The sequence below is a fragment of the Rubrivivax soli genome (assembly GCF_049810355.1).
Taxonomy (GTDB): Bacteria; Pseudomonadota; Gammaproteobacteria; order Burkholderiales; family Burkholderiaceae_C; genus Rubrivivax.
This window is the reverse complement of record NZ_CP187368.1, coordinates 3373902-3396921: the sequence shown is the minus strand read 5'-3', so window position 1 is coordinate 3396921 and position 23020 is coordinate 3373902. Positions and strand designations below refer to the sequence as shown.

At 69.0% G+C, this 23020-nt stretch carries 19 protein-coding genes and 1 pseudogene; 13 read left to right on the top strand and 7 right to left on the bottom strand.

The genetic code is table 11. The annotated features are described in order from the left end of the window. Positions 1–95: 95 nt before the first annotated feature. Both ACPOLB_RS15490 and ACPOLB_RS15485 read left to right on the top strand, forming a co-directional pair. A complete protein-coding gene (locus ACPOLB_RS15490) occupies positions 96–3944 on the top strand; it encodes a DUF3427 domain-containing protein (RefSeq protein WP_425256901.1) in 3849 nt (1282 codons plus the stop codon). Positions 3945–3965: 21 nt separating this feature from the next. Further along, positions 3966–4121, top strand: a pseudogene (locus tag ACPOLB_RS15485) (NYN domain-containing protein); the annotation flags it as partial. Positions 4122–4465: 344 nt separating this feature from the next. On the opposite strand, the gene gyrB reads toward ACPOLB_RS15485, so the two are convergent. The 3 genes from gyrB to dnaA form a co-directional block, all read right to left on the bottom strand. Beyond that, a complete protein-coding gene (gyrB, locus tag ACPOLB_RS15480) occupies positions 4466–7021 on the bottom strand; it encodes a DNA topoisomerase (ATP-hydrolyzing) subunit B (RefSeq protein WP_425256900.1) in 2556 nt (851 codons plus the stop codon). Between the two features lie 100 nt (positions 7022–7121). Further along, a complete protein-coding gene (dnaN, locus tag ACPOLB_RS15475; protein WP_425256899.1) occupies positions 7122–8231 on the bottom strand; it encodes a DNA polymerase III subunit beta in 1110 nt (369 codons plus the stop codon). Positions 8232–8469: 238 nt separating this feature from the next. Continuing rightward, positions 8470–9918 (bottom strand): chromosomal replication initiator protein DnaA, encoded by a 1449-nt coding sequence (gene dnaA / locus ACPOLB_RS15470; RefSeq protein WP_425256898.1) that lies wholly within the window; start codon positions 9916–9918, stop codon positions 8470–8472. Between the two features lie 186 nt (positions 9919–10104). Between dnaA and rpmH the strand changes: the two genes are divergently transcribed. The 6 genes from rpmH to ACPOLB_RS15440 all read left to right on the top strand — a co-directional run bounded on the left by rpmH (position 10105) and on the right by ACPOLB_RS15440 (position 14928). Beyond that, entirely contained in the window at positions 10105–10239 is a 135-nt protein-coding gene (gene rpmH, locus ACPOLB_RS15465) for a 50S ribosomal protein L34 (protein WP_006299042.1), read from the top strand. Between the two features lie 6 nt (positions 10240–10245). After that, on the top strand, positions 10246–10713 hold the full coding sequence (locus ACPOLB_RS15460; RefSeq protein ID WP_425256897.1) for a ribonuclease P protein component: 468 nt from the start codon (positions 10246–10248) through the stop codon (positions 10711–10713). 1 nt (position 10714) lies between these two features. Next, positions 10715–11026 carry a membrane protein insertion efficiency factor YidD gene (gene yidD / locus ACPOLB_RS15455; RefSeq protein ID WP_425256896.1) on the top strand — a complete coding sequence of 104 codons (312 nt, stop codon included), beginning with the start codon at positions 10715–10717 and terminating at the stop codon, positions 11024–11026. Between the two features lie 13 nt (positions 11027–11039). Then, entirely contained in the window at positions 11040–12719 is a 1680-nt protein-coding gene (gene yidC, locus ACPOLB_RS15450; protein ID WP_425256895.1) for a membrane protein insertase YidC, read from the top strand. 209 nt (positions 12720–12928) lie between these two features. Beyond that, on the top strand, positions 12929–14332 hold the full coding sequence (mnmE, locus tag ACPOLB_RS15445; protein ID WP_425256893.1) for a tRNA uridine-5-carboxymethylaminomethyl(34) synthesis GTPase MnmE: 1404 nt from the start codon (positions 12929–12931) through the stop codon (positions 14330–14332). Positions 14333–14460: 128 nt separating this feature from the next. After that, the gene (locus tag ACPOLB_RS15440; RefSeq protein ID WP_425256892.1) at positions 14461–14928 is read left to right on the top strand and encodes a Crp/Fnr family transcriptional regulator; all 468 of its coding nucleotides are present in this window, start codon (positions 14461–14463) and stop codon (positions 14926–14928) included. A gap of 33 nt (positions 14929–14961) precedes the next feature. Here the strand turns inward: ACPOLB_RS15440 and ACPOLB_RS15435 are convergent, their stop codons facing one another. Genes ACPOLB_RS15435 through ACPOLB_RS15425 form a run of 3 tightly spaced genes read right to left on the bottom strand, consistent with a single transcriptional unit; the run spans position 14962 to position 18115 of the window. Beyond that, positions 14962–15510: an adenine phosphoribosyltransferase gene (locus ACPOLB_RS15435; RefSeq protein ID WP_425256891.1), complete on the bottom strand. Its 549-nt coding sequence runs from the start codon at positions 15508–15510 to the stop codon at positions 14962–14964. A gap of 18 nt (positions 15511–15528) precedes the next feature. Next, positions 15529–16110 carry a histidine phosphatase family protein gene (locus ACPOLB_RS15430; protein WP_425256890.1) on the bottom strand — a complete coding sequence of 194 codons (582 nt, stop codon included), beginning with the start codon at positions 16108–16110 and terminating at the stop codon, positions 15529–15531. Positions 16111–16114: 4 nt separating this feature from the next. Next, entirely contained in the window at positions 16115–18115 is a 2001-nt protein-coding gene (locus ACPOLB_RS15425) for a monovalent cation:proton antiporter-2 (CPA2) family protein (protein WP_425256889.1), read from the bottom strand. A gap of 48 nt (positions 18116–18163) precedes the next feature. Between ACPOLB_RS15425 and ACPOLB_RS15420 the strand changes: the two genes are divergently transcribed. The 4 genes from ACPOLB_RS15420 to ACPOLB_RS15405 are packed head-to-tail and all read left to right on the top strand — an operon-like array spanning position 18164 to position 21238. Further along, positions 18164–19153 carry a KpsF/GutQ family sugar-phosphate isomerase gene (locus ACPOLB_RS15420; protein WP_425256888.1) on the top strand — a complete coding sequence of 330 codons (990 nt, stop codon included), beginning with the start codon at positions 18164–18166 and terminating at the stop codon, positions 19151–19153. A gap of 7 nt (positions 19154–19160) precedes the next feature. Next, positions 19161–19736, top strand: a complete 576-nt coding sequence (locus tag ACPOLB_RS15415) for a KdsC family phosphatase (RefSeq protein WP_425261932.1) — start codon at positions 19161–19163, stop codon at positions 19734–19736. Between the two features lie 33 nt (positions 19737–19769). Continuing rightward, the gene (lptC, locus tag ACPOLB_RS15410) at positions 19770–20450 is read left to right on the top strand and encodes an LPS export ABC transporter periplasmic protein LptC (protein WP_425256887.1); all 681 of its coding nucleotides are present in this window, start codon (positions 19770–19772) and stop codon (positions 20448–20450) included. Next, on the top strand, positions 20447–21238 hold the full coding sequence (locus ACPOLB_RS15405; RefSeq protein ID WP_425256886.1) for an SDR family oxidoreductase: 792 nt from the start codon (positions 20447–20449) through the stop codon (positions 21236–21238). The genes lptC and ACPOLB_RS15405 overlap by 4 nt, the downstream gene beginning before the upstream one ends. A gap of 78 nt (positions 21239–21316) precedes the next feature. On the opposite strand, the gene ACPOLB_RS15400 is transcribed toward ACPOLB_RS15405, so the two are convergent. Further along, positions 21317–21805, bottom strand: coding sequence for an RNA recognition motif domain-containing protein (locus ACPOLB_RS15400; RefSeq protein WP_425256885.1), 489 nt, complete (start codon positions 21803–21805; stop codon positions 21317–21319). A gap of 210 nt (positions 21806–22015) precedes the next feature. Here ACPOLB_RS15400 and ACPOLB_RS15395 point away from each other — a divergent pair, with 210 nt between their 5' ends. Continuing rightward, positions 22016–22975: a hypothetical protein gene (locus tag ACPOLB_RS15395; protein ID WP_425256884.1), complete on the top strand. Its 960-nt coding sequence runs from the start codon at positions 22016–22018 to the stop codon at positions 22973–22975. Positions 22976–23020: the final 45 nt, after the last annotated feature.

The following is a 23020-nucleotide window of genomic DNA, read 5'->3' as shown; positions in this document are numbered from 1 at the left end:
TTGACCCGGCCGCATTTGCTTTGCTCACGAGCGGGCGGGACTGTTCCACCTGGTAGGCTGCGAAGCACTGACACGCTGCGAAGTCAGACCCAGGGATGGACGAAACCACTCGGTACTACCGCCAATTCGCTGCTGAGTTCTTCGACAGCACGGTCGCCGTCGACATGTCGCCCATTCGCGATCGATTTGCGGCGATGCTCGCGGCGGGCGCCCGAGTCCTCGACGCCGGCTGCGGATCCGGCCGAGACGCCAAGGCTTTCGCGCAGCTGGGCTTCCGCGTATCGGCCTTCGACGCATCACCCGAACTCGCCGAGCGCGCTTCCACCCACTGTGGATTTACCGTGGACGTGCGGACGTTCCAGGACGTCGACGAAGTGCACGCTTACGACGGCATCTGGTGTTGCGCCAGCTTGCTGCACGTCGAGCCTTCGGAGATGCCCGAAGTGCTGTCACGGCTGTGGACCGCGCTGGCGCCGGGGGGAGTGCTGTACGCCAGCTTCAAGAGCGGGACCGGCACCCGACTCCACGGCGGTCGTCGCTTCACGGACGCGGACGAATCGCAGGTGGTCGAGTGGCTTGCGGCCCTTCCAGCGGTCGAGCGGTCCGAGATCTGGTCTACGGATGACCAACGCCCTGACCGGTCCGAGAAGTGGACCAACGTTCTGGGCAAGAAGGCGCTCGAGTCACCGCGCCGCCTCGTCACTGGGGATCGCGACCACTTTCTTCCACACCTGTCCGAGGCTATGTCGCGGGCGACAGAGGTCGACCTCGCGGTGGCCTTCATCAAGACCACGGGGCTACGCCTGCTGTTGCCAGATCTACAGGCGGCACTGGCGAACAACAGCGGCCGCACGGTCCGCGTCCTCACCAGCGACTACCTCGACATCACCGACCCGGAGGCGCTGAGGCTTCTCCTCCTGCTGCAGGAGCAAGGTGCCGAAGTGCGCGTGTTCGTGACGGCGGGAAGCAGCTTCCACCTGAAGGCCTATATCTTCGCCCGCCTGTCGGACGGGGAATTGGTGGAAGGTACGGCGTTCGTCGGGTCGAGCAACATCAGCCGACAGGCGTTGCAGGAAGGTCTGGAGTGGAACTACCGCGTCGTCTACCCGGATGACCGCGGCTTCCTGGAAGCGCGCTCACGCTTCGAGGAGATCTTCTCCCACCCCAGCACCGTGGCCCTGTCAGACTCGTGGATCGAAGCCTACGAGAGGCGGCGCGTCCCGCCACCACGGTCCGTCGCACCCGGTAGCCATGAGCAAGAGGCGCCGCCAGAACCGACAGCCGTGCAGAAGGCGGCACTCGCTGCCTTGCACGGGACGCGTCAGCAGGGCTTTCGGCGAGGTGTTGTCGTCCTGGCGACCGGTCTGGGCAAGACCTGGCTGGCTGCGTTCGACGCTGCTCAACTGGGGGCCCGTCGCGTACTGTTCGTCGCCCACCGCGAGGAGATCCTCGCCCAGGCTGCGGCAACCTTCGTCCGAATCCGGCCTCGTGCTCGCGTGGGCTATTACATGGGCCGCAGCAGAGACGCCGAGGTCGATGTGCTCTGCGCATCGGTCCAAACGCTCGCCCGAGCAGCGCACCTCGAACGCTTCGCGCCGCAGCACTTCGACTACGTGGTGGTCGACGAGTTTCACCACGCCGCGGCATCGACATACCGCCGGCTGCTGAGTCACTTCGCGCCGTCGTTCCTGCTCGGCTTGACGGCCACGCCAGATCGCACCGACCAGTCCGACATCCTCTCGCTCTGCGACGACAACCTGGTCTACGGGTGCCACCTGTTCGAAGGCATCACCGCTGGACTGCTCGCTCCGTTCCACTATTGCGGGATCCTGGACGAGTCGGTCGACTACCGGGAGGTGCCGTGGCGCAACGGCCGCTTCGACCCGGAGGCGCTGTCCAACAAGCTGGCGACGTTGGCGCGCGCTCGGCATGCGCTATCTCAGTGGCGGCAGCGAGCGCAGAAGCGCACATTGGCCTTCTGCGTGTCCATCCGGCACGCCGAGTTCATGGTCGACCAGTTCGCCCGTGCCGGTGTCGCTTGCGCGGCCGTCTATGCAGGCTCGCCGCTGGGACGCGCTCAGGCGCTGGAGCGCCTGGAGACCGGGGACCTGAAGGTTCTCTTCACGGTGGACCTGTTCAACGAGGGCGTAGACCTACCCAGCATCGATACGGTGATGATGCTTCGCCCGACCGAGTCGAAGATCCTCTTTCTCCAGCAGCTGGGACGGGGCCTTCGCCGGAGCGAAGGCAAGACGCACCTGGTCGTCCTGGACTTCATCGGCAACCACCACAGCTTCCTGCAGAAGCCACAAGCGCTCTTTGGTGTCGGCTCCACCTACAAGGCGCTTGCATCGTTCGCGCGGGACGTCGAGCAGAAGCGCCTGGATCTCCCAGCCGGCTGCTACGTCAACTACGACCTCGGGATCATCAACTTCCTGAAGTCGCTCGACAGTGCGGGTCCGAAGAATGACTACGAGGCGCTGCGCGACATCCTCGGCCGGCGGCCCACGTTGACTGAGTTCTATCGGTCGGGTGCCAGCGTGGCTTCCATGCGGCAGCAGTCGGGCAGCTGGTTCCAGTTCGTTGCCGAGATGGGCGACCTCGACGAGGAAGAGCGCGATGCCGTACAGCAAGCGGCATCGCTGCTGCGCGCGGTCGAGACCACCTCGATGACCAAGAGCTTCAAGATGGTTCTCTTGGAAGCCTTCCTGGAGCTCGAAGGACTGGTGAAGCCCTGTCGCGTCGACGAGCTGACGCGCCGTTCGAAGGAGGTTCTGCACCGGCGGCGGCCATTGCTGGCGGATCTATCGGCGGAGATGATCGATGCGTCTGGCGACTCCGACCTGTGGGAACGCTACTGGCGGGACAACCCGATCAAGGCCTGGACCGGCGGCAACTCGGCATCGCAGGGCACGCCCGTATTCCGCACCACGCCAGGCGGTGAGTTCACGCTGACGGGCGAGGTGCCGCCGAGCATCGCACCGGCCCTCAGCACACTGCTGCAGGAGCTCGTCGACTTCCGCCTGGCCAGCTACGAGAGCCGCGCCGCGCCCTCGACGGAAGACGCCAAGGTCATCGCCTTCCCCCGTCCCAAGCGGGACGCGATCGAGCTGCCGTACTTCCCGAACCTGAAGATCGCCTGCGGGCACTTCAAGGCAGGTCGCACCGACTCGGAGGAGCACAGAAGTCTTCCTCCTGCATACGGCCAGCTCGATCCGAGCCGGCACTTCATCGCCCGCGCCTCCGGCAACTCCATGAACGGCGGCAAGAACCCCATCCGGGACGGCGATTACCTCCTTTTGGAGCTGCTCAGCCCCAGCAAGGCCGGTTCGATCACAGGGACGGTCATGGCCATCGAGCGCCAGGACGAGGTCGGTGGCGACAACCAGTACCTCCTCCGCGTGGTGACCAAGGCAAGAGACGGCCGGTACGTGCTGAAGGCCAACAACCCGGACTACGAGGACCTGGAGGCGACCGATGACATGCGGACACTCGCCCGGCTGAAGGCCGTGGTCGACCCGCTTGATCTCGCCATCGGTCAGCCGTTCATGCGTGAGGACATCCCGCCTCTGTTCGGCGAGACGTTCAACCCGGGGAGTTGGAACTCCGGGCACGTCACGCTGAACGACAAGAAGGCCCACGTCCTCCTGGTAACGCTCAGCAAGCGGGGCAAGGCCGAAGAGCACCGGTACCTCGACCACTGGATCGACGAGCACACGTTCCACTGGCAGAGTCAGAACGCGACGACACCGACGAGCAAGCGGGGCGAGGAGATCATTCACCATCAAGCGCGTGGCATTGATCTCCACTTGTTCGTGCGCACAGAGAAGCTGGCCGCCGGCAAGGCCGCGCCTTTCGTTTATCAGGGCAAGGTCATCTACCGCTCACACCAAGGCGAAGGGCCCATGAGCGTGACCTTCGATGCGCCGAGCGCAGTGCAGTAGCGGCAAGCAAGAGGAGACGCGATGAGCGAAACCAGGGACAACGGCGACGGGCGCGTGGCAGTGCTGGTCGATTGCGACAACACCAGCCCCGAGATCCTGGAGTTCGCGCTGCGCGTCGTGGCCCAGTTCGGGCGCGTCGTACTGCGGCGAGGCTACGGCAACCATGGGACCTTAGCCGCCGCACGCTAGCTGTCTCGACATCGGAGAGGCTTGGGTGGAGCCGTTCACCAGTTCGTACGCCGGGACACAAAAAACACTAGCGCCTCTGCCGCACATGGCTTCCCGGTAGGCGCACAGCCTCCGGTGGTATGCACCAGGGCTAGGCATCGGCATCTGGCGTTATGGAGCTGTTTCTCCCCCGGCTGACACGCACGATGCAGTCGCCCAAAGGAATGGGCTTAGCGGCCGAGCATTTAGACAGACAGAAGCGGCAGTAGGCCAGTCGCACGAACTAACGCCCGCCAGTCGCAGAACTGTGGCGCGAGTCGCACTTAACTTGGCGCCCTACGGCAGACGTGCGCTCACGCGTCGATATTCGCCGCCCGCAACGCATTCGCCTCGATGAAGTCCCGCCGCGGCTCCACCTCGTCGCCCATCAGCATCGTGAACACGCGGTCGGCTTCGATCGCGTCCTCGATCTGCACCTTCAGCAGGCGGCGCACGGTGGGGTCCATCGTGGTCTCCCACAGCTGCTCGGGGTTCATCTCGCCAAGTCCCTTGTAGCGCTGGCGACCCACGGCGCCTTCGGCCTGCGCCATCAGCCAGCCCATCGCGGCGCGGAAGTCGCCCACGCGCTGTTCCTTCTGCTTCTCGCCTTCGCCGCGGCGCACCAGGGCGTCGGCACCCAGCAGGTCCTTGAAGGTCTGGCCGGCTTCCTTCAGCGCCGCGTAGTCGGCGCCGTGCACGAAGTCCTGCGTGATGACGCTGGCCTTGATGTTGCCGTGGTGGCGGCGGCCGATGCGCAGCAGGTGCTTGTCGGTGCGCGCGTCGAACTGCGCCTCGACGATGGCGTCCACCAGCGCCGCCTGCAGCGCAGTGGCGCTGGCTTCGGCGGCAGCGGCGTTGTCGAGATCGATGGCCAGGCCGTTGGCGATGGCACGCAGCGCGTCCAGGTCCATCCAGTTGCCCAGGCGCTCGATCACGCTGTTGGCCAGCAGGTAGGTGCGTGCCAGGCCTTCGAGGGCCGTGCCGTCGATGGGCGCCCGGCCACCCTCGGCCGTGCCGTCGGGCAGCACCACGGCGCCGTCGAGCGCCACCTTCAGCAGGAAGCCGTCGAGCTCATGGCCGTCCTTCAGGTACTGCTCGTGCTTGCCGTGCTTGACCTTGTACAGCGGCGGCTGCGCGATGTAGATGTGGCCGCGTTCCACCAGCTCGTGCATCTGCCGGAAGAAGAAGGTCAGCAGCAGCGTGCGGATGTGGGCGCCGTCCACATCGGCGTCGGTCATGATGATGATGCGGTGGTAGCGCAACTTGTCGATGTTGAAGTCGTCGACGCCGATGCCGGTGCCCAGGGCGGTGATCAGCGTGACGATGCTGTCCGACGACAGCAGCTTCTCGTAGCGCGCCTTCTCCACGTTCAGGATCTTGCCGCGCAGCGGCAGGATCGCCTGGAACTTGCGGTCGCGGCCCTGCTTGGCGCTGCCGCCGGCGGAGTCACCCTCGACGATGTAGATCTCGCACAGCGCCGGGTCCTTCTCCTGGCAGTCGGCCAGCTTGCCCGGCAGGCCCATGCCGTCGAGCACGCCCTTGCGGCGCGTCATCTCGCGCGCCTTGCGCGCGGCTTCGCGGGCGCGGGCGCTGTCGATGATCTTGCTGCAGATGATCTTGGCGTCGTTGGGGTTCTCGAGGAGCCAGTCGTTGAGCAGCTTGCCGACGATGTCTTCCACCGGGCCGCGCACTTCGCTGCTGACCAGCTTGTCCTTGGTCTGGCTGCTGAACTTGGGCTCGGGCACCTTCACGCTGACCACGCAGGCCAGGCCTTCGCGCATGTCGTCGCCGCTGACCTCGACCTTGGCCTTCTTGGCCAGCTCGTTGTCTTCGATGTACTTGTTGATCACGCGCGTCATCGCCGCGCGCAGGCCGGTGAGGTGGGTGCCGCCGTCGCGCTGCGGGATGTTGTTGGTGAAGCACAGCACACTCTCGCTGTAGCCGTCGTTCCACTGCATCGCGACCTCGACACCGATGTTGGTGGCGTTGTCGCTGAGCTTGTCGCCCGCGGCGTGGAAGATGTTCGGGTGCAGCACCTTCTTGCCGGTGTTGATGAACTGCACGAAGCCGCGCACACCGCCGGCGAAGGCGAAGTTGTCTTCCTTGCCGTTGCGTTCGTCGACGAGGCGGATCTTCACGCCGTTGTTCAGGAAGCTCAGCTCGCGCAGGCGCTTGGCCAGCACGTCGTAGTGGAAGTCGACGTGGCTGAAGATGGTCTCGTCGGGCAGGAAGTGCACCTCGGTGCCGCGCAGCTCGGTGTCGCCGGTGATGCGCATCGGACTCGTCTCGACGCCGTCGCGCAGCTCGATCACGCGGTCCTGCGTGAAGCCGCGCTTGAACTCGATCTGGTGGACCTTGCCTTCGCGGCGCACGGTCAAGCGCAGCCACTTGCTCAACGCGTTGACGCAGCTCACGCCCACGCCGTGCAGGCCACCGCTGACCTTGTAGCTGTTCTGGTTGAACTTGCCGCCGGCGTGCAGCTCGGTCAGCGCGATCTCGGCGGCACTGCGCCTGGGCTCGTGCTTGTCGTCCATCTTCACGCCGGTGGGGATGCCGCGGCCGTTGTCGATGACGCTGATGCTGTTGTCGCTGTGGATCGTGATCGTGATGTCGTCGCAGTGGCCAGCCAGCGCTTCGTCGATCGAGTTGTCGACCACCTCGAACACCAGGTGGTGCAGGCCGGTGCCGTCGGAGGTGTCGCCGATGTACATGCCAGGCCGCTTGCGCACGGCTTCCAGGCCTTCGAGGATCTGGATGCTGCCCTCGCCGTAGGCCTCGGACGCCTCGCTGCCGGTGGAGGCCGCAGCCCCTTCGGCGGACGGCACCTCGCGTTGGGTGACACCGTCCTTGGGCTTCTTGTCTTCGCTCATCGGGAACTCTCTTCACTCATGGACCGCGTGGTTCGCGGCCCTTTAGAAACGCTGAAGCGGGCACGAGGCCCGCTGCGGCTGGCGCTGGCGCCGACTGCGCCTAGATCCGCATGGGCATGACCACGTACTTGAAACCGGCCTGGTCGGGCACCGTGAACAGCGCACTGGCAGCGGTGTCCTGCAGCTCGAGCTTGACCATCTCCTGGCCCATGTTGGCCAGCACGTCGATGAGGTACGTGACGTTGAAGCCGATCTCGATGCTGTCGCCGTTGTAGTCGACTTCCAGCTCTTCCTTGGCCTCTTCCTGCTCGGCGTTGCTGGAGGCGATGCGCAGCACGCCCGGCTCGATGTTCATGCGCACGCCCTTGAACTTCTCGCTCGTCAGGATGGCCGCGCGCTGCAGGCAGGCCAGCAGCGCCGCGCGGCCCAGCACCAGCGCGTTCTTGTGGTTCTTCGGGATCACGCGGTTGTAGTCGGGGAACTTGCCCTCGACCAGCTTGGTCACGAATTCCATGCCGCTGAAGGCGAACTTGGCCTGGTTGCCGGCGAAGCGCATCTCGATGGCGGTGTCCTCGTCCTTCAGCAGGCGCTGCAGTTCCAGCACGGTCTTGCGCGGGAGGATGACTTCCTGCTTGTTCGGCACCTCGGCTTCCAGCGTGCTCTGCGCCATGGCCAGGCGGTGGCCGTCGGTGGCCACCAGGGTCAGCGTCTTGCCTTCGGCGATGAACAGGATGCCGTTGAGGTAGTAGCGGATGTCGTGCACCGCCATCGCGAAGTGCACCTGGTTGATCAGGTGGCGCAGCGTCTTCTGCGGCACGCCGAAGGCAGGGCCGAAGTCCACCGCCTCGTTGACGAGCGGGAAGTCGTCGGCCGGCAGCGTCTGCAGCGTGAAGCGGCTCTTGCCGCCCTGCAGCGTGAGCTTGTTCTGCGCCGCGCTGAGGGAGACCACCTGATCGGACGGCAGCGCGCGCAGGATGTCGATCAGCTTGCGCGCGCCCACCGTGGTGGCGAAGCTGCCGGCGTCGCCGCCGAGTTCGGCCTGGGTGCGCACCTGGATCTCGAGGTCGCTCGTGGTGAATTCCACCGAGGGACCGTTCTTGCGCAGCAGCACGTTGGCCAGGATGGGCAGCGTGTGGCGGCGCTCCACGATGCCGGCCACCGATTGCAGTGCTTCGAGCAACTGTGCCTGCGGCGCTTTCAGGACGATCATCTCTTTTCCTCTTTTTTAACCTGGTAGTCGTAGTAGACGGCCGGGGTTTCTGGGGACAACGCTATTTTCGCCCTTTTAATCAACGGTTTAGCAGGCCGTGAACCCTGTGGGTGGCGGGCTGCTGCGCGTGACCCCGTTTTCTGGACAACTCGCGGCTGAGGCGGCGGCCTGTGGATAAGCGGGCAGTTGTTCGAGACTTGTCCCCAGGGTTGGCCACGGCGGGCGCGGTGCGCGTGGTTCAGCCTTTCAGTGTCTGCTCGAGCACGTGCAGCTGCTGGTTCAGTTCGCTGTTGCGGCCCCGCTCCTCGCCGATCTTGCGCACCGCGTGCAGCACCGTGGTGTGGTCGCGGCCGCCGAAGAGCTCGCCAATCTCGGGCAGGCTCTTCTTGGTCATGTCCTTGGCCAGGTACATCGCGATCTGCCGCGGCCGCGCGATGCTGGCCGGGCGCTTCTTGCTGTACATGTCGGCGACCTTGATCTTGTAGAAGTCGGCCACCGTCTTCTGGATGTTCTCGACGCTGATCTGCCGGTTCTGGATCGACAGCAGGTCGCGCAGCGCCTCGCGCGCCAGCACGATGTTGATGTCCTTCTGGCTGAACCGGCTGTAGGCCAGCACCTTGCGCAGCGCGCCTTCGAGCTCGCGCACGTTGGCGCGCACGTTCTTGGCGATGAAGAAGGCCACGTCCTCGGGCATCTCGGCGGCCTCGGCCAGCGCCTTCTTGATCAGGATGGCCACGCGCATCTCCAGCTCGGGCGGCTCGATGGCCACCGTGAGGCCGGCGTCGAAGCGGCTGGTGAGCCGTTCGTCGATGTCCACCAGCCCCTTGGGGTAGGTGTCGCTGGTCATGATGATGTGGGCGCGCTTGGCCAGCAGCGCTTCGAAGGTGTTGAAGAACTCCTCCTGCGTGCGGTCCTTGCCGGCGAAGAACTGCACGTCGTCGATCAGCAGCAGGTCCAGGCTGTGGTACTTGGCCTTGAGCTCGTCGAAGGTCTTGCGCTGGTAGTTCTTCACCACGTCGCTGATGAACTGCTCGGCGTGCAGGTACAGCACGCGCGCGTCGGGCTTGTCCTTCAGCAGCGCGTTGCCCACCGCGTGCACCAGGTGCGTCTTGCCCAGGCCGACGCCACCGTAGATGAACAGCGGGTTGTACATCTGGCCCGGCGCGCCGGCCACGTGCAGCGCCGCGGTGCGCGCCATCTGGTTGGCGCGCCCGGGCACCAGGGTGTCGAAGGTCAGTGCCGGGTTCAGCTTGTTGCGGCTGGCAGCCGGTGTCTGGGCCGCCGACGGCATGGCCGGGGCGCCGGCGCCCGGCTGTGCCGGCTGCAGCTGGCCGAGCGCCGCGGCGGCATGCTGCGCGCCGTTGTGGCGCGCCGCGCCGGCGGCATGCGTGCCCGAAGCCGGCGCCGGATCGGCTGCGCGCGGCGCGAGCGTGAGCTCCAGCCGCACCGGCTTGCCGGCGATGTCGCTGAGCACGCTTTCGATGCGCCCGGCGTACTGCGCGCGGATCCAGTCGAGCTTGAAGCGGTTGGGCACGCGCACCGACACCACGGCCTCGTCGCCGCCGTCGTCACTGCAGTGGGCAGGAGGCAGCGGGCGGATCCAGGTGTTGAACTGGTGTTCGGGCAGCTCGGTCGCGAGGCGCTCGCAACCACGTTGCCACAGGTCGACGGTGACGTCGGGGCTCATTGTGGAGATCTTCTTGTCGGCGGGGGCGGATTCTACGTCGGCCGCGGCGGGTGAACCGTGGTTATCCACAGATCCGGGCCCGGGGTCAATCCCTGCGCATTGCCGCATGTTGTGGTGCAAGTGTTTGACCGGGAACGTGTTTTTTGCTGTAATCGTGGGTTTCCCGAATTTCCAGGACAGACCACCATGAAGCGCACCTACCAGCCTTCGAAGATCCGCCGTGCGCGCACCCACGGCTTTCTCGTGCGCATGAAGACCCGCGGCGGCCGTGCCGTGATCAACGCACGCCGCGCCAAGGGTCGCAAGCGCCTGGCCGTCTGACGACCGGTGGTGGGGGCCGTCGTGGCGCCCAGCATCGGCCGGCTTGTGCACACGGCCGACTTCGAGCGCGTGCTGGCCACGCCGACGCGTTCGCGAAGCACTCACTTCGCTGTCCACCATGTGGGCAGTGGGCCTTCTGCGCCAGTCTGGCGCCATGCGCCGGTCGGTGATCCAAAGTTGTCCACAGATGATGCACCGAATGCGGACGCTGCTGTGGAAAACTCTGCGTTCGGGTACTGGTTCGGGGCCGTGGTGCCGAAGCGCCACGCACGCCGGTCGGTGACGCGCTCGCTGCTGAAGCGGCAGATCCGCGCCGCGCTGACCCGCCACGCCGCCGCGCTGCCGCCGGGCCTGTGGCTGGTGCGGCTGCGTGCGTCGTTCGCGACGCAGCAATTCCCGTCAGCCGCGTCGGGGGCCCTGCGCGCCGCGGCGCAGCAGGAACTCGACGGGCTGCTGGCCCGTGCGGGGCGTTGACGTGCTGCAGGTGCTGATCCACCTGCCCCAGCAGTGCCTGCTGCTGCTGGTGCGCGGATACCGCCTGCTGCTCAAGCCCTGGCTGGGCAATGCCTGCCGGTTCGAGCCGACCTGTTCGCAGTACGCGCTCGACGCCCTGCAGCGTCACGGCGCTGCCGGGGGTGCGCTGCTGACCACCGCGCGGCTGCTGCGCTGCCATCCCTGGTGCTCCGGCGGCTGCGACCCCGTTCCGGCCCGCTTCCCGCATCCGGCCCACGCGGCGCGCGGCCTGTTCACGCGCCTGCTGCATCGACCGACCGACGACGTTTCCTGAGAACACCGATCCCATGACCGACTTTCGCCGTACCCTGTTGTGGGTGGTCTTTGCCACTTCGCTGTTCCTGATCTGGGACGCCTGGAACAAGCACAACGGCCAGCCCTCGCTGTTCAGCCCGGCACCGCGCCCGGTGGCAGCGGCTTCCGCGCCGGGCGGCACCGCGCCGCTGGGCGGCGTGCCCCAGGCCAGCACGGTGCCCGGCGTGGCCGGTGCGGTGCCGGCGGCTCCTGCCGCCGCGGCCGTGGCCACAGCCGGCGAGAAGGTCGTCGTAACCACCGACGTCGTGCAGGCCACGTTCGACAGCATCGGCGGTTCGCTGGTGCGTCTGGAACTGCTGAACTACCAGGACAGCAACGACCCCACGAAGAAGGTCGTGCTGTTCGAGCAGGACGCGAAGCGCCAGTACATGGCCCAGACCGGCCTCACGCTGCAGGCCGGCGCGCAGGCGCTGAACCACCTGACGCCGATGGTCGTGGCGCCCGGCGAGCGCACGCTGGCCACCGGCGCCGCCCAGCTGAGCGTGCGGTTCGAATCGCCGGTGCTCGATGGCCGCCAGCTCGTCAAGACCTACACCCTCAAGCGCGGCGACTATGCCGTGGCCGTGAAGCACGAGGTCGTCAACCAGGGCACGACGCCGTTCTCGCCGCAGCTGTACCTGCAGCTGGTGCGCGACGGCAATGCGCCCGAAGGCGAGTCGGCGTTCTATTCCACCTTCACCGGTCCGGCGCTGTACACCGAGGCCAACAAGTACCAGAAGGTCGACTTCGGCGACATCGAGAAGGGCAAGGCCAGCCACGACACCAGCGCGCAGGACGGCTGGATCGGCATGGTGCAGCACTACTTCGCCTCGGCCTGGCTGGTGCCGGTCACCGGCCCGCGCGAGTTCCGCACGAACAAGGTGCCGGGCGCGAACAACCTGTACGCCATCGCGATGGTGCTGCCGCTGGGCGACATCGCACCGGGCACCACCCGCGCCCACGAGGCCACGCTGTTCGCCGGCCCGCAGGAAGAGAAGAAGCTGGCGGCGCTGGCCCCGGGGCTGGAGTACGTGAAGGACTACGGCTTCCTGACGCCGCTGTCCAAGCCGCTGTTCTGGCTGCTCGACGAGCTGCACAAGATCATCGGCAACTGGGGCTGGGCCATCGTGGCGCTGGTGGTGCTGCTGAAGATCGCCTTCTACTGGCTCAACGCCAGCGCCTACAAGTCGATGGCCAAGATGAAGGCCGTCAACCCAAAGGTGATGGAGATGCGCGAGCGGCTGAAGGACAAGCCGCAGCAGATGCAGCAGGAGATGATGCGCATCTACCGCGAGGAGAAGGTCAACCCGCTCGGCGGCTGTCTGCCGATCCTGGTGCAGATGCCGTTCTTCATCGCGCTGTACTGGGTGCTGCTGTCCAGCGTCGAGATGCGCAACGCGCCGTGGATCGGCTGGATCACCGACCTGTCGGTGAAGGACCCCTGGTTCATCCTGCCGGTGCTGATGACGCTGTCGTCGCTGGCGCAGGTGGCCCTCGGCGCGAAGCCGCCCGATCCGCTGCAGGCCAAGATGATGTGGATCATGCCGCTGGCCTTCGGCGTCATGTTCTTCTTCTTCCCGGCCGGCCTCGTGCTGTACTGGCTGACGAACAACCTGCTGTCGATCGCGCAGCAGTGGTACATCAACAAGAAGCTGGGCGTGCCCGTCACCTGAGTGCCGTGAATCCCGCACACCGCAGGGCCCCGGTCCCGTTGTTGGGGGGTTGAGCGCGGCGCGGTTTCTGTCGACGATGCAGGCATGCGGGTGACCCGGCGACAGCCGGCTCGGGAGCGCCGCGAGAAGACCCCGCCAGGGGCTGTTCCGCGCCTCCACCCGCGCCATCTCCGCGGCCCTGTGCGGCGGCGCGCCAGAATGCCAACACCATGAGCGCCGTCCCTCCCGCGCCCGCCGGCTCGCTGGGCCGGCTGCACGATCCCATCGCCGCCATCGCCACGGCACCTGCGCGCGGTGCCATCGGCATCGTGCGCGTGTCGGGCCGCGACCTCGGGCCGCTGGTGCAGGCCCTGTTCGGCCGCACGCTGGCGCCGAGGGTGGCGACGCTGCTGCCCTTCCACGACGCCGAAGGCCGCCTGCTCGACCGCGGCCTGGCCATCCACTTTCCGGCGCCGCACTCGTACACCGGCGAAGACGTGCTGGAGCTGCAGGCACACGGCGGCACCGTGCTGCTGCAGCTGCTGCTGGCGCGCTGCCTGGACGCCGGCGCCGGGCTGGGGCTGCGCCTGGCCGAGCCGGGCGAGTTCACGCAACGCGCGTTCCTGAACGACAAGATCGACCTCGCGCAGGCCGAGGCGGTGGCCGATCTCATCGATGCCGGCACCGAAGCGGCGGCACGGTCGGCCGCGCTGTCGCTCGGCGGGGTCTTCTCGGCCCAGGTCGACGCCATCGCCGAGCGCATGGTGCGCCTGCGCATGCTGGTGGAGGCGACGCTGGACTTTCCCGAAGAGGAGATCGACTTCCTCGAGAAAGCCGGCGCCCGCGGCCAGCTCGATGGCATCGCCGCGGCGCTGGACGAAGCGCTGCGCCGCGCGCGCCAGGGCGCGCTGCTGCGCGAAGGGCTGCGGGTGGTCATCGCCGGCCAGCCCAACGTCGGCAAGAGCTCGCTGCTGAACGCGCTGGCGGGCGCCGAGCTGGCCATCGTGACGCCGATTCCCGGCACCACGCGCGACAAGGTCAGCGAAACGATCCAGATCGAGGGCGTGCCGCTGCACGTGATCGACACCGCCGGGCTGCGCGCCGACGACGATGCTGCCGACGAAGTCGAACGCATCGGCATCGGCCGCAGCTGGGACGCCATCCGCAGTGCCGACGCGGTGCTGTTCCTGCACGACCTGACGCGCCGGGGCGATCCGGCCTACGAGGCGGCCGATGCCGCCATCGCGGCCGCACTGCACGGCGAGGTGCTGCACGTGTTCAACAAGGCCGACGCCGTCGACGCTGCCGGTGCGGCCGCCCTGCCCGGCCTGGCGTTGTCGGCGCGCACCGGTGCCGGCCTGGACGCCCTGCGCCAGGGTCTGCTGCAGCGCGCGGGCTGGCAGGCGCACCCGGACGGCGTGTTCATCGCGCGCACGCGCCATGTGCAGGCGCTGCAGCGCACGCGCGCCCACGTGGCCCAGGCCCAGGCCCATGCCGCGGTGCACGACGCCGCGCTGGACTTGCTGGCCGAGGAACTGCGGCTGGCACACAACACGCTCGGTGAGATCACGGGTGCGTTCGGCAGCGAAGATCTGCTCGGCGAGATCTTCAGCCGCTTCTGCATCGGGAAGTAGGCGCGGCCAGGCCCCTCGGGCGGGCGATTGCCCCCCGTGCCCGCCGCTTCGATAATGCGGCCTCACCAAGAGATGACGCCGCCCGGCCTCCGGTCGCGGACTGGCGCACAGGGAGCGGTCGCGCTGTCATGGACATCACCCATCTGGTCCGGGCCATCGAGGGATTGAAGGCCGAAGACGCTTTCGGCGTCAGCCTGTCCCTGCCGCAGTGGCAGCGCATCGCGCCCTACCTGCAGCGGCGCGAACTGGCCACCGGTGACCTGCTCATCCGCCGCGGCGACCGGGAGCGCGTGGCCTACCTGCTGGAGTCGGGCCACCTGCAGGTGTTCGTCACCGGGGGGCCGCCCGGCAGCCACCGCATCAGCACGCTGCGCGCTGGCGCCATCGTCGGCGAACCCGGCTGGTTCGTCGACGCACCGCGCATGGCCAGCGTCGAAGCCATGACGCCCGCCGTGGTGTGGGCGCTCACTGGCGACAGGATCGACGCGCTCGCGGCCGACGAACCCAGGCTCGTCCTGACGCTGCTGCACGCCGCGGGGGCCGTGATGGCGGTGCGCATGCGCGCGAACCTGGAACGCGGCATCCCGACCACCTGAGCCAGCGCGGCTGCGCCCCCGCCGGCGCGACACTCAGTGTCCGTCGAAGCTGACCAGCGTGAACAGCGGCAGCCCGGCGTCGCGCAGGCGCTGCGAGCCCTGCAGCTCGGGCAGGTCGACGATCGCCGCACCTTCCAGCACCTCGGCGCCCAGGCGTTCCAGCAGCTTCTTGCCGGCCATCATCGTGCCGCCGGTGGCGATCAGGTCGTCGATCAGCACCACGCGGTCCCCCGGCCGCACGGCGTCGGTGTGCATCTCCACCGTGGCCGACCCGTATTCCAGCTCGTAGGTTTCCTCCACCGTCGTGAACGGCAGCTTGCCCTTCTTTCGGATCGGCACGAAGCCGACGTTGAGCTCGTAGGCGAGCACCGAGCCGATGATGAAGCCGCGTGCATCCAGGCCCGCGATGGCCGCGGGGCGCAGGTCGAAGTAGCGGTGCACGAACTGGTCGATCAGCACGCGGAACACGCGCGGGTTCGACAGCAGCGGCGTGATGTCGCGGAACTGCACGCCCGGCGCCGGCCAGTCGGGCACGGTGCGGATGTGGCTCTTGATGGTCTGTTCGGGCGAGAGGGTCGACATCGGCCGGGTGCTCCTTGCTCAGGCCAGGTTCAGGCGCGCCAGCACCTCGGGCCGGCCGTCGGCCGTGCCACGCAGCACCAGCCCTTCGCCGGAACTCGCGCCGCCGCCGACCAGGTCCGACAGCACGAACATGTGCGTCACCCAGACCTCGAAGCGCGTGCGGTCGGCGCTGGCGGCGGCGACTGCGCGCCGCAGCTCGGCCAGCGAGGCGGCATTGGTTTCCTCGGTGCCCGCGCGTGGCGAGCCCAGAGCCCGCCAGGAATCGGCGCGTCCGAAGGCCAGCGTCGCCGTGTCCATGCAGCGGCACCACGGGCTGGACCGCACCGCTGCCGGCTGCAGGCCCTGCTGGCGGAACCAGGCGCCGATGCGCTGTGCCTGCGCGCGGCCGGCGTCGTTCAGGTTGCGCTGCGTGCTGCACTGCCCGAGCCGGAAGCCGGGCGGATCGAAGGTGCCCGGCGCCAGCGCATGCCGGAACGCGATCACGACCCCGCCGGCGCGCAGCTGCGCGGCCACCGTGTCGGCGCCGGCATCGGCGCGTGCCGGCAGCGCGACGGAACAGGTCAACCCCAGCGCCATCAGCTGGCGGCGTTGCAATGCCATGACTTCAACCTCGCAACAGTTTCTCTTCAGCCAGAGCCAGCGGCTCCGGCAGCCCGGACAGCACCAGCGTGTCGCCGGCGCCCAGCACGCTGGCGTCGTGCGCCGGCTTCACCGCGCCCGACGCCTGCCGCACCGACACCACGCTGACACCCACCGCATGCAGCGCCAGGTCGGCCAGCGACTTGCCGATGCAGCCGGCCGCGGGCGGGAGTGTGACGCTGGCCAGCCGCGCCTGCTGCAGCTCTTCCACAGTGTCGTCATCGGCGCCATGGAAATAGCCGCGCAGCAGGCCGTAGCGCGCGTCGCGCGCGTCGCGCGTCAGGCGGATCACCTTGCGCATCGGCACGCCGACCAGCGCCAGTGCGTGGCTGGCCAGCATCAGGCTGCCTTCGATGGCCTCGGGCACGACCTCGGTGGCACCGGCATTGCGCAGTGTCTCGAGGTCGCTGTCGTCGATGGTGCGCACGACCACCGGCACCGACGGCGCGTGCTGACGCACGAGGCGCAGGATCTTCAGCGCCGACGCCGTGTCGGGGTAGCTCACCACCACGGCATTGGCGCGCACCAGGCCGGCGGCCATCAGGCTCTGCAGCCGCGCGGCGTCGCCGAAGACCACGCTCTGCCCGGCGGCGGCGGCCTGGCGCACACGGTCGGGGTCGAGGTCCAGCGCCATGTACGGGATGCCTTGCGTGTCGAGCATGCGCGCCAGGTTCTGGCCGCTGCGGCCGTAGCCGCAGATGATCACGTGCTTCTCGGTGCGGATCGCCTTCTTCGCGATCGTCGTCAGCTGCACCGATTGCATCAGCCAGTCGCTCGCGCTGAGCTTCATCACGATGCGGTTGCTGAACAGGATCAGGAACGGCGTGGCCAGCATCGACAGCACCATGCTGGCGAGGATCGGGCTGACCCAGGTCGGCGACACCAGGCCGTTGTCGGCACCCAGCGTCAGCAGCACGAAGCCGAACTCGCCGGCCTGCGCGAGGTACAGGCCGGTGCGCAGCGCGACGCCCGGGGCGGTGTTGAACGCGCGTGCCAGCAAGGCCACCAGCGCGAACTTCGCGAGCACCGGCACCGTGGTCAGCGCCAGCACCAGCAACCACTGTTCGGCCACCGGCCGCCAGTCGAGCTTCATGCCGATGGTGATGAAGAACAGCCCCAGCAGCACGTCGTGGAAGGGCCGGATGTCGGTCTCGACCTGGTGCTTGTACTCGGTCTCGGCCACCAGCATGCCGGCGACGAAGGCGCCGAGGGCCAGCGAGAGGCCGGCGTGCTCGGTCAGGTAGGCCAGGCCCAGCGTCACGAGCAGGAGGTTCAGCATGAAGAGCTCTTCGCTCTTGCGGCGCGCCACCAGCGTCAGCCACCAGCGCATCAGCTTCTGCCCGCCCACCAGCAGCAGCGTCAGCAGCAGCGTGGCCTTCAGCAGCGCCCAGCCGAGCGCCTCGGCGAGCTCCTCGCCGCCCGCGCCCAGCGCCGGGATCAGCACCAGCAGCGGCACCACGGCCAGGTCCTGGAACAGCAGCACGCCCATCACGCGCCGGCCGTGTTCGCTTTCCAGCTCCAGCCGCTCGGCCATCAGCTTCACGACGATGGCGGTCGACGACATCGCCATCGCGCCGCCCAGCACCACCGCGCCCTGCCAGCCCATCTGCCACTGGTTGCCGGTGAACCAGGCATAGGTCGCCACCAGCAGGTAGTGGCCGAGCACCGCGCCGGCCACCGTCAGGAGCACCTGCGACATGCCCAGGCCGAAGACCAGCGTGCGCATGCTGCGCAGCTTGGGCAGGTTGAACTCCAGCCCGATCACGAACATCAGGAACACCACGCCGAACTCGGCCAGGTACTTCACGCCGGCGGTGTCGCTGGCCAGGGCCAGTGCGTTGGGCCCGATCAGCACGCCCACCACCAGGTAGCCCAGCATCGGCGGCAGTTTCAGCGACCGGCAGACCACCACGCCCAGCACCGCGGCGACCAGGTAGAGCAAGACGAGTTCGAGGGTGGTGGCCATCTAGAATGCCTTGATCGTATTCGACGGCTGCCTCTCGACCACCGCCCCATGACCCCGCCGCGCCCCTTCGATGCCCAGCGCGCGCTCGCGCTCGCGGCGCAGACCTTCGAGATCGAGGCGCGTGCGCTGCAGGAACTGGCGGCGCGCCAAGGCGAAGGTTTTCCGGCCGCGGTGCAGGCGATGCTGCAGTGCCGCGGCCGCGTCATCGTGATGGGCATGGGCAAGAGCGGCCACGTCGGCCGCAAGATCGCCGCCACGCTGGCCTCCACCGGCACACCAGCCTTCTTCGTGCACCCGGCCGAGGCCAGCCACGGCGACCTCGGCATGGTGATGCCCGGCGACGTGGTGCTGGCCATCAGCAACAGCGGCGAGAGCGACGAGCTCGCGGCCGTGCTGCCCGCGATGCGCCGGCTGGGCGTGGTGCTGGTCGGCATGACCGGCAAGCCCGCGTCCACGCTGGCCCGGCACGCCGACATCGTGATCTCGAGCGCGGTCGAACAGGAGGCCTGCCCGCTGAACCTCGCGCCCACCGCCAGCACCACGGCGCAGATGGCGCTGGGCGATGCGCTGGCGGTGGCGCTGCTGGACGCACGCGGCTTCCGCGAAGAGGACTTCGCGCGCTCGCACCCCGGCGGCAGCCTGGGCCGCAAGCTGCTGATGCACGTGCACGACCTGATGCGCAGCGGCGACGACGTGCCGCGTGTCGGCCCCGACGCCAGCTTCACCGCGCTGCTGCGCGAGATGACGGGCAAGGGCCTGGGCTTCACCGCGGTGGCCGATGCCGACGGCCGTGTGCTGGGCATCTTCACCGACGGCGACCTGCGCCGGCTGATCGAGCGCGGCGCGGACCTGCGCACGCTGCGCGCCGCCGACGTCATGCACACCACGCCCAAGCTCGTGCGTGCCGATGCGCTGGCGGTCGACGCCGCCGACGTGATGGAGCAGCACCGCATCACCAGCGTGCTGGTGGTCGACGCCGAGCAGCGGCTGGTGGGCGCGCTCAACTCCAACGACCTGATGCGCGCCAAGGTGATCTAGCGTGGTGATGCCCGCGCCCGCGCTCGCATTCGCCCCGGACCTGCTGCTGCGCGCCCAGGGTCCCGCGCTGGGCATGAAAGTCGCGCTCTTCGACGTCGACGGCGTGCTCACCGACGGCCGCATCTACATCGGCGAGCACGGCGAAAGCTTCAAGGCCTTCAGCACGCTCGACGGCCAGGGCCTGAAGCTGCTGCGCCAGGGGGGCATCGAGCCGGTCGTCATCACCGGACGCGACTCGCCCGCGGTGCGCCGCCGCGTGGCCGATCTCGGCCTGCAGCACGCGCTGTACGGCGTGCACGACAAGCTGGCCGCGGCCCTGCCCTTGCTGGCGGGCCTGGGCGTGGACTGGCCCGAGGTCGCCGTGATCGGCGACGACTGGCCCGACCTGCCGCTGCTGGTGCGCGCCGGCTTCGCCTGCGCGCCGGCCAACGCGCATGCCGAGGCCCGGGCCGCGGCCCACCACGTCACGGCGGCGGCCGGCGGCCACGGTGCTGCGCGCGAGTTCTGCGACCTGCTGCTGGTGGCAGCGGGCCGCTACGCCGGGCTGCTGCAAGGCCACCTGGGCACGCTGGACGGCCGCTGAGGCCTGGCGCAGCGCCGCACCGAACACCCGGCGATGAAGGTCGAACTGCACCTGCCCGACCTGCCCGAGGTGCCCATCCAGCTGGGTCCCGTGCGCAGCGGCGCGCCTCGCGTGCGCATGCCCTGGCACCTGCGGCTGCGCGACGCGCTGTCGTCGTACCTGCCGCTGCTGCTGATGACGCTGCTGGCCCTGTTCACGTGGTGGCTGGTGAAGAACACGCCACAGGCCCCCGGCGCGGAGGCAGACGCGCCGCTGCGGCGCGAGCCCGACTACACGATGACGCAGTTCGCGCTGGAGCGCTTCGACGCCACCGGCCGCCTGGCCCTGCGCATCGAAGGCGCGCAGATGCGCCACTTCCCCGACACCGACCGCATCGAGATCGACGGCGCGCAGGTGCGTGCCGTCTCGCCCGAAGGCCGCGTCACCGTGGCCTCGGCGCGGCGCGCGCTGAGCAACGGCGACGGCAGCGAGGTGCAGCTGCTCGGCGGCGCGCGCGTGTCCAGCACCGACGCCGACGGCCGGCCGCTGGAGATGACCGGCGAGTTCCTGCACCTGTTCCTCGTCAGCGAGCGGCTGCGCAGCCACCTGCCCGTGCGCGTGACGCTGGCCGGCGGGGAGATCCAGGCGGCCGGGCTCGACTACGACCATGGCACGCGGCTGCTGGAGCTCACCGGCCCGCTGCGCACCGTGCTGCCGGCACGGGCTGCGCCATGACGTCACCGCAGGCGCCGCTGGTCTTCATCACCGGCGCCTCGTCGGGCATCGGACAGGCCCTGGCCACGCGTTACGCGCAAGCCGGGTGGCGGCTGGCGCTGGTGGCGCGCCGCGTCGCCGAGGTCGAGGCGTGGGCTGCGGCGCAGGGTCTGGTGCGCGCGCAGTGGGCGGTCTACCGGGCCGACGTCGCCGACACCGACAGCATCGTCGCCGCCGGCCAGGCCTGCATCGCGGCCCAGGGCCTGCCGGATGTCGTGATCGCCAGCGCCGGCATCAGCGTCGGCATGGACACCGCGGAGCGCGCCGACATCGACCTGCTGCGCGACCTGCTGGCCACCAACAACGTCGGCCTGGCGGCGACGTTCCACCCGTTCCTCGCGGCCATGCGTGCGCGCGGCCGCGGCACGCTGGTCGGGGTGGCCAGCGTGGCCGCCATCCGCGGCCTGCCGGGCCACGGCGCGTACAGCGCGAGCAAGGCCGCGGTGGTGGCGTACTGCGAGAGCCTGCGCGTGGAATGCCGCGGCAGCGGCGTGCGCGTGGTGACGCTGCTGCCGGGCTACGTGGCCACGCCGCTGACGGCGCGCAACCCGTACAGCATGCCGTTCCTGATGCCGGCGGCGGACTTTGCCGAGCGCGCGATGCGCGCCATCGCCGCGGGCGACAGCTACCGCGTGATCCCGTGGCAGATGGGCTGGGTCGCCAAACTGCTGCGTGTGCTGCCGAACCGTGTGTACGACCGCCTGCTCAGCCGCCGCGGCCGCAAGCCCAGGCGTGCATCGGCGGGTTGACTCCGCAGATCCCGGACCGGGACGGGCATGAAAAAAGGCGCCCGAGGGCGCCTTCTCTTGTGTGCCGTGCTGGCCGGATCAGTAGCCGCCGCGGCCACCGCCGCCGCCACCACCGTAGCCGCCGCCACCGCCGCTGCGGCCACCGCCGCCGCTGCCGTAGGGGCTGCGACCGCCGCCGCCACCGCCACCACCGTAGGGGCTGCGGCCGCCGCCGCCGGCACCACCGCCGCCACCGCCGTAGCCGCCACCACCACCACCACCGTAGCCACCGCCGCCGCCGCTGCGACCGCCGCCGCCACCGAAGCCGCCCGGACGGTCTTCGCGCGGACGCGCTTCGTTCACGACGATGGCGCGGCCTTCGAGGGCCTGGCCGTTCATGCCGTTGATGGCGGCTTGCGCCTCGGCGTCCGAGCCCATCTCGACGAAGCCGAAGCCCTTCGAACGGCCGGTGTCACGGTCCATCATGACCTTGGCGGAGGTGACGGTGCCGAACTGGCCGAAGGCCTGTTGCAGCGACTCATCACGCACCGAATAGGCGAGATTGCCGACGTAAAGTTTATTTCCCACGGAAGAAGCCCTCGAATCAATTACCAAAACACCATGTGGAGCTTCTACCCTGCGTGAACCATTCAGGCGAAAGGTGCGGCTTCCAGACACAGACTCCGTATTATGGACAACAGTTGCGCGACCGTGTAAAGCGCCGGGCCGGGCAAGTGTTGTTTTGTCGCCCCGGGGTTTCCCGACCCGGCGCCGAAACTGCACCAAGAAGGCATTTGCATGAACCCCAAGGCCCCGGGCGACGCCCCATTGCGTGCGCTCGAACGCGTGCTGCTCAGCATCGAGGCGCTGCACGACCTGCGCGCGCTGTCGCTGCTGCTGGGCTGCTGGACCGCCGCCGGCCTGCTGCTGTCGATGGCCAGCGCGTCGCTGCTGCGCGAGGCCACGCCGCTGGCGGCGCTGCAGGCGCTGGCGTCGTTTCTCGTCGGCCTGTACGGCGCCAACGCCACCGGCCTGCTGCTGATGGACCACGTCCGCGGCGCCCCGGAGCGCGACGTCGGCGACGCGCTGCGCGATGCACTGCGCGTCACCGCCCGGCTGCTCGGCGTGCTGGGCGTGGCGCTGACCGGGGTGCTGCTGGTGGGCGCGGTGCTGGCGCTGCTGCTGTGGCTGGCGCGGGACGAGCTGCTCGGCGCGCGGGCGGGCGCGCTGCTGTTCGGGCTGGTGATGCCGCTGGGCGTGGTGGTGTGCGGCGTGCTGCTGCTGGCGCTCAGCGCCGTGGTGGCGCCGCTGGCGGCCGCCGGTGTGTGGGCCGGGCTCGACGTGCGCGCGACGCTGCGTCTGGTGCACCAGCAGCTGCGCACGCGGCCGCTGTTCGTGCTGCTGCTGACCAGCGCCGCCACGCTGCTGGCCGGCGGCGTGGCGGCGCTGGTGGCGGCCGTGGTCGTGGGCGGCGGGCGCGTGCTGGCGCTGGGTGCGGTGCTGGTCACGGGCGTCGAGCTGTCGCCGCAGCAATTGCTGGCGGGCCTGTTCGGCCAGGGCCTGCGCCAGCTCGGTGCGCCCGTGGCGCAGTCGCCCTACGGCGTGGCGGCGGTCACCGGCGGCGGCGTCGTCTTCATCGTCGGCGTGGTGCTGCCGGTGCTGGTCTACCTGCGCGCGTTGTGCGTGGTGCTGCTGCAGGTGCGGCCCGACCTGGTGCCGCCCGCGCCGCTGCCGCCGGCCGTCGACCAGGACGTGTAGTGCGCGGGCGCCCCGCCCACGCGCGACGACGCGGCTACCATCGCG